Source organism: Pseudomonas syringae group sp. J309-1 (assembly GCF_032582135.1).
Taxonomy (GTDB): Bacteria; Pseudomonadota; Gammaproteobacteria; order Pseudomonadales; family Pseudomonadaceae; genus Aquipseudomonas; species Aquipseudomonas quasicaspiana.
The window spans coordinates 20,650-38,522 of the sequence record NZ_JAWHNU010000060.1 but is presented as its reverse complement, the minus strand read 5'-3'; the positions used below and the strand labels follow the sequence as shown (position 1 = coordinate 38,522).

At 58.3% G+C, this 17,873-nt stretch carries 13 protein-coding genes; 2 read left to right on the top strand and 11 right to left on the bottom strand.

The annotated features are described in order from the left end of the window. Window positions 1–120 precede the first annotated feature (120 nt). Window positions 121–1,284 carry an isovaleryl-CoA dehydrogenase gene (locus tag RX972_RS24485; RefSeq protein ID WP_316879346.1) on the bottom strand — a complete coding sequence of 388 codons (1,164 nt, stop codon included), beginning with the start codon at window positions 1,282–1,284 and terminating at the stop codon, window positions 121–123. 331 nt (window positions 1,285–1,615) lie between these two features. Here RX972_RS24485 and RX972_RS24480 point away from each other — a divergent pair, with 331 nt between their 5' ends. Continuing rightward, window positions 1,616–2,662, top strand: a complete 1,047-nt coding sequence (locus tag RX972_RS24480; RefSeq protein ID WP_122395657.1) for an alpha/beta hydrolase family protein — start codon at window positions 1,616–1,618, stop codon at window positions 2,660–2,662. A 3-nt stretch (window positions 2,663–2,665) separates the two neighbouring features. Here RX972_RS24480 and RX972_RS24475 read toward each other — a convergent pair whose 3' ends face one another. The 10 genes from RX972_RS24475 to glgA form a co-directional block, all read right to left on the bottom strand. Then, the gene (locus RX972_RS24475) at window positions 2,666–3,328 is read right to left on the bottom strand and encodes a glycosyltransferase (RefSeq protein WP_099269484.1); all 663 of its coding nucleotides are present in this window, start codon (window positions 3,326–3,328) and stop codon (window positions 2,666–2,668) included. Beyond that, entirely contained in the window at window positions 3,325–3,924 is a 600-nt protein-coding gene (locus RX972_RS24470) for a class I SAM-dependent methyltransferase (protein ID WP_316879343.1), read from the bottom strand. The genes RX972_RS24475 and RX972_RS24470 overlap by 4 nt, the downstream gene beginning before the upstream one ends. Beyond that, window positions 3,921–4,682, bottom strand: coding sequence for a PIG-L deacetylase family protein (locus RX972_RS24465; RefSeq protein ID WP_122395659.1), 762 nt, complete (start codon window positions 4,680–4,682; stop codon window positions 3,921–3,923). The genes RX972_RS24470 and RX972_RS24465 overlap by 4 nt, the downstream gene beginning before the upstream one ends. After that, window positions 4,679–5,698, bottom strand: a complete 1,020-nt coding sequence (locus tag RX972_RS24460) for an acyl-CoA dehydrogenase family protein (protein ID WP_099269487.1) — start codon at window positions 5,696–5,698, stop codon at window positions 4,679–4,681. Before RX972_RS24460 ends, RX972_RS24465 begins: the two co-directional genes overlap by 4 nt. Further along, window positions 5,695–7,890, bottom strand: a complete 2,196-nt coding sequence (glgX, locus tag RX972_RS24455; protein WP_027902670.1) for a glycogen debranching protein GlgX — start codon at window positions 7,888–7,890, stop codon at window positions 5,695–5,697. The genes RX972_RS24460 and glgX overlap by 4 nt, the downstream gene beginning before the upstream one ends. Before the next feature lie 163 nt (window positions 7,891–8,053). Next, window positions 8,054–8,488, bottom strand: coding sequence for a DUF2934 domain-containing protein (locus tag RX972_RS24450; RefSeq protein ID WP_316879339.1), 435 nt, complete (start codon window positions 8,486–8,488; stop codon window positions 8,054–8,056). Window positions 8,489–8,505: 17 nt separating this feature from the next. Continuing rightward, complete coding sequence (locus RX972_RS24445; RefSeq protein ID WP_316879336.1) at window positions 8,506–11,286, bottom strand: malto-oligosyltrehalose synthase; 2,781 nt, start codon at window positions 11,284–11,286, stop codon at window positions 8,506–8,508. Continuing rightward, on the bottom strand, window positions 11,283–13,361 hold the full coding sequence (malQ, locus tag RX972_RS24440) for a 4-alpha-glucanotransferase (protein WP_316879334.1): 2,079 nt from the start codon (window positions 13,359–13,361) through the stop codon (window positions 11,283–11,285). Before malQ ends, RX972_RS24445 begins: the two co-directional genes overlap by 4 nt. Then, entirely contained in the window at window positions 13,351–15,165 is a 1,815-nt protein-coding gene (treZ, locus tag RX972_RS24435) for a malto-oligosyltrehalose trehalohydrolase (protein WP_122395663.1), read from the bottom strand. The genes malQ and treZ overlap by 11 nt, the downstream gene beginning before the upstream one ends. Window positions 15,166–15,180: 15 nt before the next feature. Beyond that, entirely contained in the window at window positions 15,181–16,770 is a 1,590-nt protein-coding gene (glgA, locus tag RX972_RS24430) for a glycogen synthase GlgA (protein WP_027902675.1), read from the bottom strand. A gap of 598 nt (window positions 16,771–17,368) precedes the next feature. Between glgA and RX972_RS24425 the strand changes: the two genes are divergently transcribed. After that, window positions 17,369–17,860 carry a GNAT family N-acetyltransferase gene (locus RX972_RS24425; protein WP_122395664.1) on the top strand — a complete coding sequence of 164 codons (492 nt, stop codon included), beginning with the start codon at window positions 17,369–17,371 and terminating at the stop codon, window positions 17,858–17,860. Window positions 17,861–17,873 lie beyond the last annotated feature (13 nt).

The following is a 17,873-nucleotide window of genomic DNA, read 5'->3' as shown; positions in this document are numbered from 1 at the left end:
AGCAAGCTCACTCCTACAGGGTCCGTGTTTGCTGCGCGACAGCGTGGTGTCAGGGACACCGGGGCGACTCCCACAGGGATTGGTGTGAATCAGTTGGGTTTTCGTCGCCTGTGGGTCACATCATCGCGACTCATTAAACAATTCCCGCCCAATCAACATCCGCCGGATTTCGCTGGTACCTGCGCCGATTTCGTACAGCTTGGCGTCGCGCAGCAGTCGTCCGGCCGGGAATTCGTTGATGTAGCCGTTACCGCCCAGAATCTGGATCGTTTCCAGAGCCATCTGCGTAGCGCGCTCGGCGCTGTAGAGGATGATCCCCGCCGCATCCTTGCGCGTGGTCTCGCCACGTTCGCAGGCTTGAGCCACGGCGTACAAATAAGCGCGGCTGGCGTTGAGCTGGGTGTACATGTCGGCGATCTTGCCTTGAATCAACTGGAACTCGCCGATGCTCTGGCCGAACTGTTTACGGTCATGGATGTAGGGTACGACCACGTCCATACACGCTTGCATGATTCCGGTTGGTCCTCCCGACAGCACGACACGCTCGTAATCCAGGCCGCTCATCAAGACCTTCACGCCACCATTCAGCGCCCCCAGCAGGTTCTCCTCCGGGACTTCCACATCGTCAAAGAACAATTCACAGGTGTTCGAACCGCGCATACCCAGCTTGTCGAACTTGCTGCCGCGGGAAAAACCTTTCCAGTCCCGCTCGACGATAAACGCGCTGATGCCATGAGCCGCCTTTTCAAGGTCGGTCTTGGCGTAGATCACATACGTATTCGCATCTGGACCGTTGGTGATCCAGGTCTTGCTGCCATTGAGGACGAAGCGGTCGCCGCGTTTTTCGGCCCGTAGCTTCATCGAAACCACGTCTGAGCCGGCGTTGGGTTCACTCATGGCCAGCGCCCCGACATGCTCCCCGCTGATGAGGTAGGGCAGGTATTTCGCTTTCTGCGCGTCAGTGCCATTGCGATTGATCTGATTCACACACAGATTCGAATGCGCGCCGTAAGACAGCGCAACAGACGCTGAGCCGCGACTGATTTCCTCCATGACCACGACGTGGGCCAGATAACCCAGTCCAGCGCCCCCGTACTCTTCAGCGACCGTGATCCCGAGCAGCCCCATGTCGCCAAACTTGCGCCACAAGTCGGCAGGGAACAGGTTGTCTTTATCAATCTGCGCAGCGCGTGGGGCGATTTCGGCAGCCACAAACGATTGCACCTGGTCGCGCAAAATATCAATGGTTTCGCCCAGAGCGAAGTTCAGGCTGGGGTAACTCATGGTTAGCGTTCCTTGTTATTTTTGGATGAGTCGCTATGACCTTTACGTTAACGTAAGCCTTGAGGTGGAGATGTGTCAATGAGCAGGTTTAAAGTCATGCTGTAGATGTAGGAATGCATCACCCATAAAGTTTTCGCCAAATTTTGGCGTGGGTTGTGCACTAATTTCAAAGTCGCGACTCTGATACCTGTAAGCAGTCGTTACCAGGGTTTGTTAATGGTTTGTTAACAGAATTCGTTACACGAGTTCACGGCAGAGCATGAAGCTCGCTCCAGACCGGTTGATACCGCTGGATGGATTACTTTCGGACCTGCATAGGTTGGATCGCACGATGGTACGTATCTGTGCATTATTACTGGTGTGCCTGACCCAAAGCCTGATTTCGGTGCAGGCCGTGGCCGACGACGACTGGAGTGTTGGCTACCACCGCCTCAGCTTTCCCGATCCGCTGGACTCTCAGCCGATGCAGGCCATTGCCTTTTACCCTTCTACGGCAGTGGAGCAAACCAGCACTATTCAGGGCTATACCGTTGATGCTGCGCTCGAAGCGCCGATAGCCCTGGGACGTTTTCCTTTGGTATTGCTCTCCCATGGCAATACCGGTACGCCGCTCGCGCTGCATGACCTGGCCACTTCACTGGCCAGGCAGGGTTTTGTAGTGGTTGCGGTGATTCATCCCGGCGATAACAACCTTGACCACAGCCGACTGGGCAGCGTCAGCAATCTGTATGGCCGACCACTGCAAATCTCCGAAGCAATCAGCACTGCACTGCTTGATCCGACGCTTGCGCCCTATATCCGCGCCGATCAAGTGGGCGTCATTGGCTATTCGGCAGGGGGCGAAACAGCTTTGATCCTGGCCGGTGCAGAACCTGATCTGCAGCGCCTGAAAACGTATTGCACCAAACGCCCTGATGATCGGGATGCCTGCAAGACCGGAGGCGAATTGCTGCTAGATCGAGATGATCTGCACGCACAAGCTGATCCCAGGGTTGGCGCATTGATGTTGATGGCACCGCTGACACTGATGTTTGGCCGCCATACTCTGGCGGACGTTCACGTCCCGGTATTGTTGTACAGCGGCGATGGTGACGAACTGCTGGCCGTTGACCAGAATGCCGAAGCACTGGCGCGCAAGCTGCCGCAGACGCCGGACTACAAGTTATTGGCGGGGGCAGGGCACTTCGTGTTCATGGCGCCCTGCAGCGATGAGCTGAGAGCAACTTCACCGGTTATTTGTAACGACCGTGAAGGTGTCGACCGGGAAGATATTCATCGCAACCTGAGTGCCGAGGCCGTGCGTTTTTTCGAGAATGCGCTGGGTATGCCTGAGTTGGGCGCCGGGGGAATGCAAACAGCCCATCATGAACAACCCTGATGATCAGCCGGTTGTCGCCGTCAGCGAACGCAGGAAATCGGCAAAACCACCCGCCGCCCGTGCTTCCAGCCGGGTGCTGGTGGTCACGCGAGGTCGGCAACTCCAGGCGATACGAGCCCCATTCAACTCCAGTTGCCGAATCAACTGAACGTCTTCATGGCAAGCCAGCGGCGGGAAGCCACCTGCCAGACGATAAGCCGCCGCGCTGATGCCCATATTGGCCCCGTGAACGTGGCGATGACCGTCACGATGCTGATAATGCTGTTGATAGCGAATCTGCGCTTCAACGGGAATTCCGTCCTGCCAGACCCCGGGCGTTACTGTCCCGCAGACGGCATCGGCGTCTAGCGCCAGTTGTTCTACCAGCCAGTCTTCAGCCACGGTACTGTCGCCATCGGTGCAGGCAATCCAGCGGGCACCCTGTTCCAGTAACAGCGCCGCGCCTGCAGCCCGCGCCTGACCCACGTTGCGTACATTGACCTCGACAGTGTCCACGCCATACTGCCGCGCAATGCTCGCCGAAGCATCAGTGCAACTGTCCAGCACCACTAGAATGACAACCCGCTCGGCAGCCAATGCGGTATGCCTACTCGCACGCAACAGGGTTTCAAGGCACTGACCGAGCAACAGTTCTTCGTTGTGAACCGGTATGAGCACGCCAATCATCGTAGGTTCTCCCTTTCTGCGACGGATCTTTCATCACGGCTCCAGACATCGAGGAAAAAATCTGCCTCTTCATGACTGAAAATCCGGGGCATTTCCAAGCGTGCCGCAAGGATCGCGTGGACCTTTTGCGCATCCATAGGGCAGCCATCAATCTGTGGTCGCCAGTGACAGCCAAGTACTTGTCCATCATCTGTCAGCGACGCCAGAGCGCGATCAATCCAGCTATTGAGGTCCTGCTCGTCCAGGTAATAGCCCAGTTCGCTGAACACGATCAGATCAAACCGGCCGTCCGGCCATTGCTCAGGCAGACGCCCATGCATGACTTCTACCTGTGTGAACGTCGCGAGCCTCTGACGTGCCAGTTCAACCGCCGAACGGTTGGTATCGCAGACCAGCAATCGATCGCAGCGTGTGGCCAGGTCCGCGCTGAGCTCGCCATTCGCACAGCCAGGTTCAAATACCGACGCGTAACGCTCACGGGGCAGGGCGGCTAGAGTCAACGCCCGCTTGCGGCGTTCGTACCAGCGTTTCTTGAACGCCCACGGGTCGTCGCTTTCCTGAAAAAGTCGTTCGAAGTAGCTGTCATCGACACTCACAGAAAAACCACCTCAAACGGCTGCATCAAACGCTCCAGCACATCCGCGGCCAATACCGGCGGCAGACCGATCCGGGGATCGCCTTCCAGTTGACTGGCAAATGCATGAGCCGCATGACGTTTACGCGCGATATCGGCGGGTTCCAGGAGGATCTTGCGCGCACGCTCCCAAGGCAAGCGGTCATCTTCAGGCGAAGCCCAGTGCCACGCCCAGATCGGCACCTCGTGCAAACGTGCGCCAACGGCGTGGGCAGCACGTGCGCTGGCGCGACCAACTGCTTCATGATCGCTGTGCCCATCGTTGGCCCACGTGGTAAACACCACGTCCGTTGGCTCAAGGTAGCGCTCGATAAAAGCCGTCAGTTGATCTTCATGTTGGGCCACGGAGGTGTCAGCGAAACCACCCCGTATCCATTGCAGGCTGTGCATGGGCAGGTCGAGGCGGCGCAAGGCTTCAGCGCTTTCCTGGGGGCGAATCACACTGAGCCGCTCGGCCGGCCAGGTGGACGAGCCGGGATGGCTGGCGCTGCCGTCGGTGACCGAAATGAGTTTCAGTGGTCGACCCAGTTGCGCCAGTTGATGCATCAGGCCGCCGCAACCGAGTACTTCATCGTCAGGGTGAGGGGCGATGATCACCGCGCGTGAGTTGGGCGGGACCAGTTCATCGGCGCTGATTGACGCCAGTTGCGCGAGTTTTTTCGATCCGTTCCAGGCCTGCAGCGAGGTGCCGCTGCCGACGATGGGGTTATGGTCAGTCATAGTTGCCACATCCGTGATGGCGTGATCACAGCCTGCCGGGCTGTCAGATCACCCAGGGCTGCCAGGTCACGCTCGGCGTGACTCTGGCGCAGGAAAACCGGGAGGTCAGCGATCATCCGGGCGAAATGCGCATCCTTGCAGTAAGGACCGGCGCCCAAGGCGCGGCCAACGTGCAGAATCACCTGCTCGACATTGTGTTCGATCACCGCTCGGCTGCGACGCGCTAACACCTGTGCGTCGGCGATGGGTGTTTTATTGATACGGTGGGCCGCGTGTTGCAGGGCAGCCCACGAACTGTGCATTGCCACATCCACCGCGCCCAAATGGGCCATGGTGTGTGGCTCTTGTGATTTGCAGCCTTGTTGCAACAGGCGCTGGGCCAGAGCTGTGGACGCCCCGTACCAGCAAGCTGCGATGCCGATGCCACCCTGCCAGAATCCGGGTCTGGCCAGATAATCACCGGGTTTACCGATGGCGACGCCTAGAGCGCTTTTGAACACCACCTCAACGCTGCCAGTTGCGCCCATGCCCACGGCACGCCAACCTTCCTGAGTAATGCTGACACCGGGTTGCCTGAGATCGACGGCGACCAGCTGTTGCTGATCATCTTCGTCCCAGGCAGTCATCAATGCGTGGCTGAGTACCGCCGCGCCCGAACACCAGGCTTTTCGACCGCTGATGTGCAGGTTATCGCCTTTGCGCTGCACGCTAACCCTGGCCTGGGGCGGCTCGGCCGCCCACATGCCCCAACTGGTCCCGGCTTCCGGTGCGTTGACACCCACCTCATGCATGATGGCCAACGCATCGGTGTGGCCTTCATACAATTTGCACAACCCCAGATCATGCCCGGCAACGCAGGCCAGTCCTTGCCAGCGCTCAAGTATCTGGCCGCTGGCAGGAAAGGGGAGCTGATCCAGCCCTTCGTCAATCAGCGCCTGCAAGCATTCGCCCAGCGCTCGCGTATCGGCATAGCCGTGCTTGCGCCAGTCGAGGAACTCACTGAGCGCCTGACTCATGCGTTTTCATCGTGCTGCAGTTCGAACAGCAGCAGTGAGCGAGCAGTGACGGTGTAGTGATCACCAAAACCAAATTGCTCACTGGCTTTCATGTCTGGCTGATTTGTATCGACCAGGCAGGTCCAGTGCTCGCCTTCAGGCACTTGTGGCAGGGTGAAGTTGACCCCGTCATGGTGCGAGTTGACTACCAGCAGCAAGGTCGCGTCAGCGCCAGGCCGACGGATGCCGGTCTCTTGGGCACGGCCGTCCATCAACATGCCCAGGCAACGGGCGTGTGCGTCTTCCCATTGCTCGATGCCCATCTCGTTGCCATCCGGCGACAGCCAGGTGACATCCTTGACGCCGATTTCTTCGTTGTAATCGCCTACCAGGAAGCGACTACGACGCAGGATCGGGTAAGTCAGTCGGAGCTTGATCAGGCGCTTGACGAACTTGAGCAGTGACTTGCCGTCTTCGTCCAGATCCCAGTTTACCCAGCCAATCTCACTGTCCTGGCAGTAGGCGTTGTTATTACCGTGCTGGGTGCGGGCGAACTCGTCACCGGCAACCACCATCGGCGTACCCTGGGCCAGCAGCAAGGTGGCGAAGAAGTTACGCATCTGGCGCAAGCGCAACGCGTTGATTTCGGGATCTTCTGTCGGGCCTTCCACGCCGTGGTTCCAGGACAGGTTGTTGTTGCTGCCGTCCTGATTGTTTTCGTCGTTGGCTTCGTTGTGCTTGTCGTTGTAGGAGACAAGGTCATGCAAGGTGAAGCCGTCGTGAGCGGTGATAAAGTTCACCGACGCCTGAGGCCTGCGACCGCGCTGGTTGAACATGTTGCCCGACGCAGTCATGCGCCCGGCGAAATCCGCCAGTTGGCCTTCATCGCCTTTCCAGAACGCGCGCACGGTATCGCGGAATTTGTCGTTCCACTCCATCCAGCCCGGTGGGAATCCGCCGACCTGATAGCCGCCTGGACCACAGTCCCACGGCTCGGCAATCAGTTTCACCTGACGCAGGACCGGATCCTGGCGGCAGGCCACGAGGAAGCTGTGACGCTCGTCAAAGCCATCGTGGTAGCGGCCAAGAATGGTTGCCAGGTCGAAGCGGAAACCGTCGACGTGCATTTCCGAAGCCCAGTAACGCAGGGAGTCGGTAACCATCTGTAGCACGCAAGGGTGGCTCAGATCCAGCGTGTTGCCGGTGCCGGAGTCGTTGATGTAGAAACGTTTATCGTCAGGCATCAAACGATAGTACGAGGCGTTGTCGATGCCGCGCATGGACAGGGTCGGACCGAGTTCGTTGCCTTCCGCAGTGTGGTTGTAGACCACGTCAAGGATGACTTCCAGCCCGGCATGGTGCATGTGCGCAACCATTTCCTTGAACTCGGCAATCTTGCCATGAGCGAGGTAGCGCGGATCAGGGGCAAAGAACGCAATGCTGTTATAGCCCCAGTAGTTGGTCATGCCTTTCTGCAACAGATGCTGATCGTTGACGAAAGCGTGAATCGGCAATAACTCGACGGAGGTCACACCCAGCTTGCGGATGTGATCGATCACGTCAGCAACCATCAAACCGGAAAACGTGCCTTTGAGTTCATCCGGCACCGACGGGTGACGCATGGTGAAACCACGGGTATGAGTTTCATACAGGATGGTCTTGTCCCACGGCACGCTGATCTGCTGGTCACGACCCCAGGTGTAGGCGGGGTCGATGACCTTGCTTTTCGGCACGAACGGCGCGCTGTCGCGTTCGTCAAAGCTGAGGTCGCCGTCCGGGTGGCCGATGGTGTAACCAAACAACGCTTCTGACCATTTCAGTTCGCCAACCAATTGTTTGGCATACGGGTCAATCAGCAGTTTGTTGTGGTTGAAGCGATGGCCATTTTTTGGGTCATATGGACCGTAGACACGGTAGCCGTAGATCAGCCCCGGGTGGGCGTCAGGCAGATAACCGTGGTAAATCTCGTCGGTGTATTCCGGCAACTCAATGCGTTCAAGTTCAACTTCGCCGGTGGAATCAAACAGGCAAAGCTCAACCTTGGTAGCGTTGGCCGAAAAGATCGCGAAGTTGACGCCCAGACCGTCCCAGCTGGCGCCGAGAGGGAAGGGAAGGCCTTCACGAATACGTGACACGCTGGCTTCGACTTGATCGGCCTTGGCGGATGCACCTTGTGGACTGTCTTTCTTTGAGGTTTTGGACTGCGTGTTCATTGTGCGTTCCTGACGGCTGGTGTTTTTCGGGGCGGCCGAAACCGCGGTCGAAGCGAGAGCGCTTCAACAAAAAGTCGAAGTAAAAAATGTTGGGTTACCGCAGGTCACGACGGTTAAGAACGTGATCCCTGCGGTACGGAGTTGGTGCGGCGCTTTGGAGGAATCAAGGCGCTGATGGTTTGCCCGGTTTTTTTGCTGCTGGTTTGGCTGCGGGTTTTTTAGCGGCTGGCTTTGCAGGCTGTTCGGCCTGAGTCGCCGCCGGAGCCGGTTTGCTCTTCACGGCAGCCGGTTTGCTCGCAGGCTTGGCAGCCGGTTTAGCGGCAGGTGCCGCCGCTGGCTTGCTGGCCGGTTTCGGGGCAGCTTTCGGAGCAGATTTTGCCGTAGCAGGCTTGGCTTTATCAGCCGACGGCTTGGCGTCAACCTTTGGCAGCTTAGGCTTGGTTGCCTTGCGGGCGGTGGATTTATCCGGAGCCAGCGCTTCAGCTTCAGCCAGCTTGCGAGCCATTTCCCAATGACGTGCGTCCTGACCGGAAGGTTTCCCTTCCGACTCCCATATCTGATACGCAAACTCGCGAATTCGCTTTTCGTCGGCACTCATCTCGACACTCCCAGGTTTTACTTAGTCTGAATAAACAGGTTTACAGAAAATTCCTCGAGTGCTGCGCTGAGCAGCAACTCCTTGTCAGTTGTGACTACGGCGTCTGAAAAAAGTCCCTTCCAACTTCGATTTGCATCCGCGAACGGTAGAACGACCCGCGTGTCCCCCCAATTTTCTGCATTGATGAATGGAGTTTGGGCAGTACCCAATAGTTCATTGCACAAGCGTGGCACCACAACGATAGCCTGTTCTGCATCAAGAACACGGGCAAATGCCATCACCTTGTCAGCATGGGTGCCCAGCACCTCCAGCGGCACATAGTCGCCGCGACTGAACAGCTCGGAGTGCCCGGCCCGCAGGTTCAACACCTGATGGATAAGCGCTTGCTTGATCCGGCCGTTCTGCCAGAAGCCCAGCAGATCGCTGACAGTGGACGCCTGACTCAGCGCGTCCTGCCGATCTGCGTAATCAACAGGGCGGCGGTTGTCCGGATCGACCAGAGTGAAGTCCCAGTACTCGGTGCCCTGATACAAATCAGGAACGCCAGGCGCGGTCATACGAAGCAAGGTTTGCGCCAGGCTGTTCAATGCACCGTTGGTAGCAATGCGGTTAGCGGTGGCGCCCAGCGACTGACGCAACGCGAGCCCCTGAGGGCTGAGCAGGATGTTCTGCAGGAACTCCCGGCATGCGCGCTCATACGGTTCATTGGCCGCGCTCCAGCTGCTCTGCAGTTTGGCTTCACGCAGGGCCTTTTCCTGCCACTTGATGAGGCGCTCTGCGTAGTTTTCGAACTCATCCTCCTGCATGTCCAGCGGCCAGCTGCCCAGCATGGCCTGATACAGCATCAGCTCATCGCCAGGGCTGATCGGGTTTTCTTCGCCTTTGAGCGGTACCGCCAACTGGCGCCAGCGCTCCACCTGCTCGCCGTACCAACCGGCGCATTCGCTGAGCACGGCGAGACGAGTGCGGGTGTCTTCACCACGCTTGTGGTCGTGAGTCGCGGTGGTCAGCAGGTTGTCCGGGAAGGCTTTGATGCGAGCCAGGCAAGCATCGTGAAAATCCTGAACCGGCGCGCTGAAGTGCTGCGGATGAAAGCCTACGTCGTTGCGCGACAGCAATACTGCACTGCGATAGAACGAGGTGTCTTCCACCGACTTGGCGGCCACCGGCGAGGTGAGTTGCTGAAAGCGCACACAGGCGTTTTTGTTCAACTTGCGTTGCTTGCCCCGTGGCAGCTTTCGCCAGGACTCTCCACCCAGCCAGCGCTGCAAGTAATCCAGCACTTGCCAGTCAGCTTCGCTGAGCATGGTGCGTGCGCCTTGCATGGCTTGCTGGAAGAAACGCTCATCTTCCGCAGAGCGCCCGCACACGCTGATGTAGGTCCGATAAATCGGGAAGTTCACTACCAACGCCAGCAAGGCCCGGCGAATCGCTCCCAGCGTCAGGTCGCGGCTCATCAGGTCACTGCGTGCTACTTGCAGCAAGGATTGCGCGACGTTTTCAAAGTCACCCGCCAGTGTGCCGTGCAGCACTAGATCACGTGCTTCAAGCACTTCCTGATCAAAGTCAGCGGTGCGTTCACTGATGCGGCTCCACAGCTCGGCCAGAGGTTCCTGACCCTTGGGGTCATGTTGCAGCAGCGACACCTGATTCATGAATTCATAACCGGTGGTGCCATCGACACCCCAGTCTTGACGCAACGATTCATCAGGGCCAAAGATCTTCTCGACGAAGATCGGCAAATGCGCCAGTTCGGTGCCCGCAGGACGCGCAGCGAGCAGGCTGTTGACCCGGCGGCGCAGTTTCCGGCAATAACCGCGTGGATCTGCCAGACCGTCAATGTGGTCGATGCGAAGACCGTCCACCAGGCCTGCGCTGATCATCTCAAAGATCTTGCCGTGGGTGGCTTCAAACACGTTGGAGCGCTCGACTCGCAAGCCACCCAGTTCGTTGATGTCGAAGAAGCGCCGCCAGTTGATATCGTCGCCTGCGGTGCGCCAGCTAGCCAGACGGTAATGCTGGGCCTCCAGCAAGTGATGCAGCCGATCGAAGCCTTCGGGTGTAGTCGAGTCGTAGCGCTGCATCGCCAGCTCAATGGCTTTCATGATCGATTTGTCTTTAACCAGCTCGACCAGTTCGGCGCGGGCTTGTCTGGCTCGTTCCCATGCCTGCGGGAATTGATCAAGTGCGGCAAAGCGCTTGCTCAATTCGTCCAGAAGCGGATTCTCATCGGATTCAAGCAATGGCCCGTAAGTACCAGGGTTGATCGGGAAATGGTGCTGGTAATGCTCGATGTAGAACACGCCATGGTCGGGGTCGAAGCGCAGCGGAATCTCACCGGCTTGCAATACGGTCCCGTAGTCTGTGCTGAGAAACGGCAGCAGCAGCTGGCCTTTGAGCAACGGATCCGGCGAGTGCCACTGAATGTCGAAGAAGTCAGCGTAGGGACTGCGCCGTCCCCACTCGAGCAGATCAAGCCACCAAGGATTATCGTTACCGCCCACAGCCATGTGATTGGACACGATGTCCAGAATCAGGCCCATGCCTTTTTCACGCAGGGCGCTGACCAGACGACGCAGCGCTGGTTCACCACCGAGTTCCGGGTTGATGACCCGCGGATCGACCACGTCATAACCATGCATCGAACCCGCGCGAGCCTTTAGCAGCGGCGAGGCGTAGATATGGCTGATACCCAGGCTGGCGAAGTAGGGCACCAGCGCTACGGCGTCATCCAGGGAGAAGTCTTTATGAAATTGCAGGCGCTGCGTGGCACGCAGAGTTTCCAGGCGCGGGCTCATTGATCACGCTCCGCAGCCTGCAGGCGTGCCTGACACAACAGCTCAACCCGTCGTGCAACGGCTTCGTTGTCCATCAATGTCGAACTTTCGCCGGGAATACGGCGGCGCCAGTTGGGGTGTTGCGGCGTGTCGCCAGGCAGGTTGAACTGCTCGGTCAGGCCCATCGCATCTTCCATTGGCAGGAGCACCAGAGGCGCACGGGTGTGGCCGATATAGCGGATGCTGGCGTCGATCATTTGTTCTGCATCCGGACGTCCGTCGCTGAAGTTAGTGGAGTTTTGGCTCAAGACCTGACGCAGCCCGTCGCGTTCGCGATGGCGGTCTGCGCTCCAGTCTTGCGCTTGTTGCTCGTTGACCATGCCCAGACGCAGGTTCCAGGCGATATCGTTCTCCACCAGCCAACCCGCCAGTGTCGGCAGGTCGTGGGTGCTGGTGGTGGCAAGGGCTTGATCGGACCAGTCGAGGATCGGCTTGAAGTTCGCGTTGTTCTGTTCGAACAGCAGCACGCGCATGCCGAGGATTGCCCGGGCAGCCAGCTTTTCGTGCAGGCCGGGAGGAACAGTGCCCAGGTCTTCACCCAGCACGATCGCTTTGTGTCGCCACGATTCAAGACTGAGCAGCCGGAGCATGTCGTCCAGCGGATAGTTGAGGTAGGCACCTTCGCTGGCGGGTGAGCCTAGTGGCACTACCCACAGACGTTGCAAGCCCATAATGTGGTCGATGCGCAGGCCGCCTGCATGGGCGAAGTTGGCCCGCAGCATTTCAATGAACGCACGGAAACCATTACGCTTCAGGCCTTCAGGAGAAAAAGCGGAAATCCCCCAGCTTTGTCCGGCACGGTTGAGAATGTCCGGCGGCGCACCGACGCTGAGCGCGGAGAGCAATTCATCCTGCCGACTCCATGCCTGACTGCCCGCGCCATCTGCACCGACGGCGAGGTCGGCAATAAGCCCTACACTCATGCCGCTGCTGCGGGCAGCAACTTGTGCACGCTCCAGACCACGGGCCGTCAGCCATTGGGCGAAGGCGTAGAAGCCAATCTGCTCGCTGTGATTGGCGGCAAAGCGGGCGATGGCCTCACTGCGTGGATTCTTGAACTCTTCTGGCCATTCATGCCAGTTATCGCTCATGCCCAGACGCGGGCATTCATCGCGGATGGCCTCGAATCGGCAGTGATTCTCAAGTGCTTCTCCCGCGCTGTGGCGGAAGCTGTTGAAGTCCTCGTGCAGCGGATGATCGCTCCCGCTGAAAGCGTCATACAGCTTGCGCAGCACTTTCCACTTGGCGCTGGCGGCGGCAGGCCAGTCTACCAACGGCAGCGCTTCAAGGCGTTTGAGCTCATCGCTCAGGCCGGACTCTTCAATGGCCATGCGCAACGCGCGCTCACCCAGAATAGCGCCGGGCGAGCAATACAGGCTGTTGAGAAACAGGCGGCTGGAGGGCGAGTAAGGACTGTAGCGATGCGGGTCATTGGCAAACATCGCGTGCACAGGACTGATCGCCAGCGCGTGAGCACCACGTTCTCCGGCAGCGCGAGCAAGACTTTCCAGCGCTTGGGTATCGCCAAAACCGCCGTCGCCTTCGCGGTGCAGGCCATACAATTGAACGGTCAGCCCCCAGGCACGCGGCACGCGGCTGTCGGTCGCCATGGCCATGCTGAAGCAAGTCTTCGGAGCAACAGCGATGGTCAGGTGTTGACCGGCGATGTTCAGTTGCTGATAGCCCACTGGAGCCAGGGCGGGCAGGCTGGCATTAGCGGTCAGGTTGGCGTCGATGGTGGCGCCGTCTTCCAGATGCAGGACGAAAGGCGTGCCCGGTTCAAACCAGGCACTCAGATCCAGGTTGCTGCCATGGTCGACGGTCAGCAAAGGCGGAGGTGTGGGTTGGTGATGGGCAAGCTTCAGGCGTTGCAGGCTGGCGTCTATCTGCAGATTGTCGTCAGCCGGAAAACCCAGGCAGCCCAGAATCTTGCTCAGCACTTCAGGGCTGACCCTTTGCGCCTTTCCGTTTGCATCAATCCAGTCCACGGACAAGCCTGCTTCGGCAGCCAGGCTCTCTATTTGCTCATTGCTCATCCCGTTCCTCCAGAACATCGGTTGCTATCAGGCTGACAATGGCCGTGTATGGATTGAGGATGCCTCGCCGGGAAAGTTCTGCCGCATGTGGCAGGGTTTCGAAAACAACGCTGCCGCTTTTCCATTCAGGGGCGGTGACCGCGTGTTCAGTGAGATTGATATCGATGCGCAGCAACGCGCCGTCGCCCATCCTCCAGCGCGCAGACACCGCGCCTTCGCTCAGCACTTCAGCGCCCAAGGCGTGACTGCCTGGCAGGCGAGGGACGATGTGCTGGTGACGAAGCGCCAACAGCTGGCGATAGAGCTCAAGCCAGTTGCGGTGGTCGCTGCCTTTGTCGGTTTCCAGATACACCGCGTCAAAAGCCGGTCTGGAGGCTTCGAAGGTTGCCGGATCGTTGGGATCGGGAATGTGTTCGCGTTTCTCTTCGTCAGCAAAGGCTGCGAAGTCGGCAAATTCACTGCGTCGGCCTTCACGCACGGCATCGGCCAGTTCGCCGTGATGATCGGTGAAAAACAGAAACGGCTCACTGGCTGCCCATTCATCGCCCATGAACATCAGTGGGATCATCGGTGAGAGTAACCACAAGGCGGTGGCCGCCCGCAACGCAGGTGCGGAGCAGATTTGCGGCAGGCGCTCACCAAAGGCCCGGTTGCCAATTTGATCGTGGTTCTGCAGGAACAGGACAAATGCGCTGGGCGGCAGATGCCCGCTGGATTCGCCCCGGGTATGGCCGTGGCGAGTCGGTTCGCCCTGATAGACAAAACCCTGGCTCAGCAAGCGCGCCAGCTTCTCGGTGGCCTGGTGAGCGAAGTCGGTGTAATACGCATCGGTCTCGCCGGTCAGCAGCACGTGCAGCGTGTTGTGACCGTCATCGTTCCATTGCGCATCGTAGCCCTGTTCCAGCAGGCTGGCCTGGTTGAACTCGTTCTCGAGGTTAAGCCAGACATGGCGCGGCGCGTCGATCTGCTCACGAACCCTCTGCGCGAACTCCTGCAGGAAGGTGTCGTCCTTGATCGCGTGTACGGCGTCCATCCGCAGACCGTCGAACCGGTATTCGAGCAGCCACATCAGAGCGTTGTCGATGAAGAAATCGCGGACTTCCCGACGCCTGAAATCAATGGAGTCGCCCCACGGGGTCTTCACATCGTTGCGGAAGAATCCTTTCGCGTAACGCCCCAGATAATTGCCGTCCGGGCCGAAGTGGTTGTAGACCACGTCAAGGATCACCATCAGGCCATGGCCGTGAGCAGTATCGATCAGATGCTTGAGTTGCTCCGGTGTACCGTAGGAGGACTGTGGTGCGTAGGGCAATACACCGTCGTAGCCCCAATTTCGCTCACCAGGAAATTGCGCAATAGGCATCAGCTCGATGGCTGTGACCCCAAGCGCGGCCAGACGCTCCAGATGAGCCTCGACCCCGGCATAGCCGCCCAGTGACCCCACGTGCAACTCGTAAATGACAGCCTCGGACCAAGGGCGACCTTGCCAGCCGGTGTTCTGCCATTCATAAGCGAGGGGATCGACCACCACGCTATGGGAGTGGACATCAGAAGATTGGGCGCGGGAGGCAGGATCGGGGACTTCGAGTTCCCCGTCGATGTTGTACCTGTAGCGAGTGCCCGCCGGACAGCGGGCCTCGAGTACAAACCATCCTTCGTTTTGCGGGAGCATGGCCAGAGACTGGCCACCCTCGATTTCTACACTGACGTAATAGGCGTCGGGTGCCCAGAGGGCGAACCGCGTGTGGCCAGAATCCAGTAATACGGCGCCGTGGCGCCAGTTCTCGTCCGTACGCAGAGGCATCCGTTGACCCCTTAATCAATAATGAAGTGCAGTTCCCACGTTCTTTTTCAACAGGTCCTGATAGAGCTCTGCGTAAGGCTCTACCGCTTGGTGCCAGTTAAACGGGGCTGCCATTGCCCGGCAACGCATGGCGTTGATCAGTGCTGAGTTGGAAAACACCTTGAAGGCGCGGTTCAATGCTTCTTTATAGCTTTCGACCGTTGACTCGTTGAACAGGAAGCCGGTGACGCCATCTTCGATGGTGTCAGCCAGACCGCCAGTGTTGCGAGCGACCGGCAGAGAGCCGAAACGCTGGGCGTACATCTGGCTCAGGCCGCAAGGTTCGTAACGCGACGGCATCAGCAGGAAGTCACTGCCTGCGAACATGCGGCGGGCGTCGGTTTCGTTGAAGCCGATACGTACACCGATTTTCCCCGGGAAGCGTTCTGCCAGGGCGCGCATGGCGTCTTCTTCTTCGGGCTCGCCACGACCGATAATCGCTATCTGGCCGCCATTGTTAACGATGTGTTCAGCAACACCGATGGTCAGGTCCAGACCCTTCTGATAGACCAGACGCGAAACCACGGCGAATAGCGGGCCGGTGGACGGCTCAAGTTCAAACAATTCACGTACGTGGTCGGCGTTGATTTCCTTGCGCTGCCATTCATTAGGCGCGAAGTGGCAAATCAAGTGTTCGTCGGTCGCTGCATCCCAGCTGGCGTCAATCCCATTCGGGATACCGCTGAGCTGGCCGCGGTTGGCTTTATGCTGCAGGAAACCTTCAAGGCCGCAACCGAACTCGGGGGTCGTGATTTCCTTGGCATAGGTCGCGCTGACCGTGGTGATGTGGCTGGCGTAAGCCATACCTGCCTTGATAAAGGACAGCTTGCCGTAGAACTCCATACCTTCAGCGCTCAAAGCTTCATCCGGAATACCCAGTTCACGGGCGGATGCTGTGCTCACAGTGCCCTGATAAGCCAGGTTGTGAATGGTGAAGATCGTAGGAGTGGTCTGTCCGCGCCATTTCATGTAGGCGGGTGCCAGGCCGGCAGGCCAGTCATGAGCGTGAACCAGCTCAGGGCTCCACTGGGTTTTTACTGCGCCGGCTGCAAATTCAGCCGCCGCCAGACCCAGTCGGGCGAAGCGAATATGGTTGTCGGACCAGTCACGTCCTTGGCTGTCGGCGTAAGGCGTACCTTCACGCTCATACAGCTCTGGGCAGATCAGCACGTAAATCACCAGGCCGTCTTTCATGTCCATCCGGCCGATCTTGCAAGGCGGCAGGGCTGCGTGGCCGCCCAATTGGCTGATGACGTGAATCGGGTTGCCACTGTTAAGCACTTGCGGGTAGCCGGGAATCAGCACTCGGACGTCGTGCAGGTGGCGCATGGCGCGCGGCAACGCGGCAGAAACATCACCCAACCCCCCGGTCTTGACCAAGTCAGCCAGTTCAGACGTGACAAACAGGACTTTACGTCTATTGCTCGACACGATCACAGGCTGTGTAACGGCAGGCAGTTGCAGCAGTGGAACGCTCGTCGTAGCGAAGCCTGGCAGATGAGTCAGCTCGCTGGCCGGCTGATTAAAACTCTCTCCCTTCTGGGTTTTGACAGCGGCGCTAATCATCGATTTCTCCCCATTCAATACAGTATCGGTACTGCATCAGATTTGTTATTGGCCATGTCCTATGACCGGGCACACAAGCACTACGCAAGATCAGTACCCATTTACTGTTTGCGTTCTTCACGGACAGACAGGTAGTGCTAAAAACGCGGGCTTAGCCAACAGCATAGGCGCTGTTATCAGATGACCTGTGCGTTGATTGGAAAGTTTCGACTTTTTTTGTGGGAAATGTCTGGGATAGGGTTCGGAGCCTGATTACACGGGGGCAATATCATCCGTTGTATGTGGCGAAATGCCGCACTGCTCTATGTTAGAGCGGAAAAAAATCCCATGGGGCATGCCAATGACCGGCCGTCGGATTGTTAGACGATAGTGCTCTTGGGCTTCAGGCGGGCGTGTGGCACGTGCCTACGTGGGGCAAAAATAACCTCCTACAACGACTACGGCCTTTTCTTGGTGCGTGTGTCGCTTATTCCTGGGGCACTCGTAGAATTATCCTGATCTCTGATCGAAACATTTTCGCGCACGTCGGGATAGAATCGGAGGCCTGACTCGGTCGAGTCAGCCATATTCGTGATCACGCAGTCGTATAGAGGATGTAATGGATAGCCCTGAAGTTTTGGTACTGCAAGCCAGCTACACCAACCCGGTGCATGCGCAAGCGATCGGCTTCATGCTCAGTCAGTACGCCGAAGATGTCATGGGCGGTGGTGAGCCGTTATCGATTGATACGCAGCAGCAAGTGGCCATTGAGCTGGCGAAGCGTCCTCACGCGTTCAGTGTCCTGGCCTTCATCGCTGGCGAGCCGGTGGGGCTGGTCAATTGCTTCGAGGGTTTTTCAACCTTTCAGTGTCGGCCATTGGTCAATATTCATGACGTCGCAGTTCTGGGTAAATACCGAGGTTTGGGTATCAGTCAGAAGATGTTGGCAAAGGTCGAAGAAATCGCCCGTCAGCGTGGTTGCTGCAAGCTGACTCTGGAAGTGCTGGAAGGTAACGCTATCGCTCAGGGCGCCTATCGCAAACTGGGCTTCGCGGGCTATGAGCTGGATCCGCAGATGGGTAAGGCCATGTTCTGGCAGAAAACGCTGTAATCGCGGTAAACCC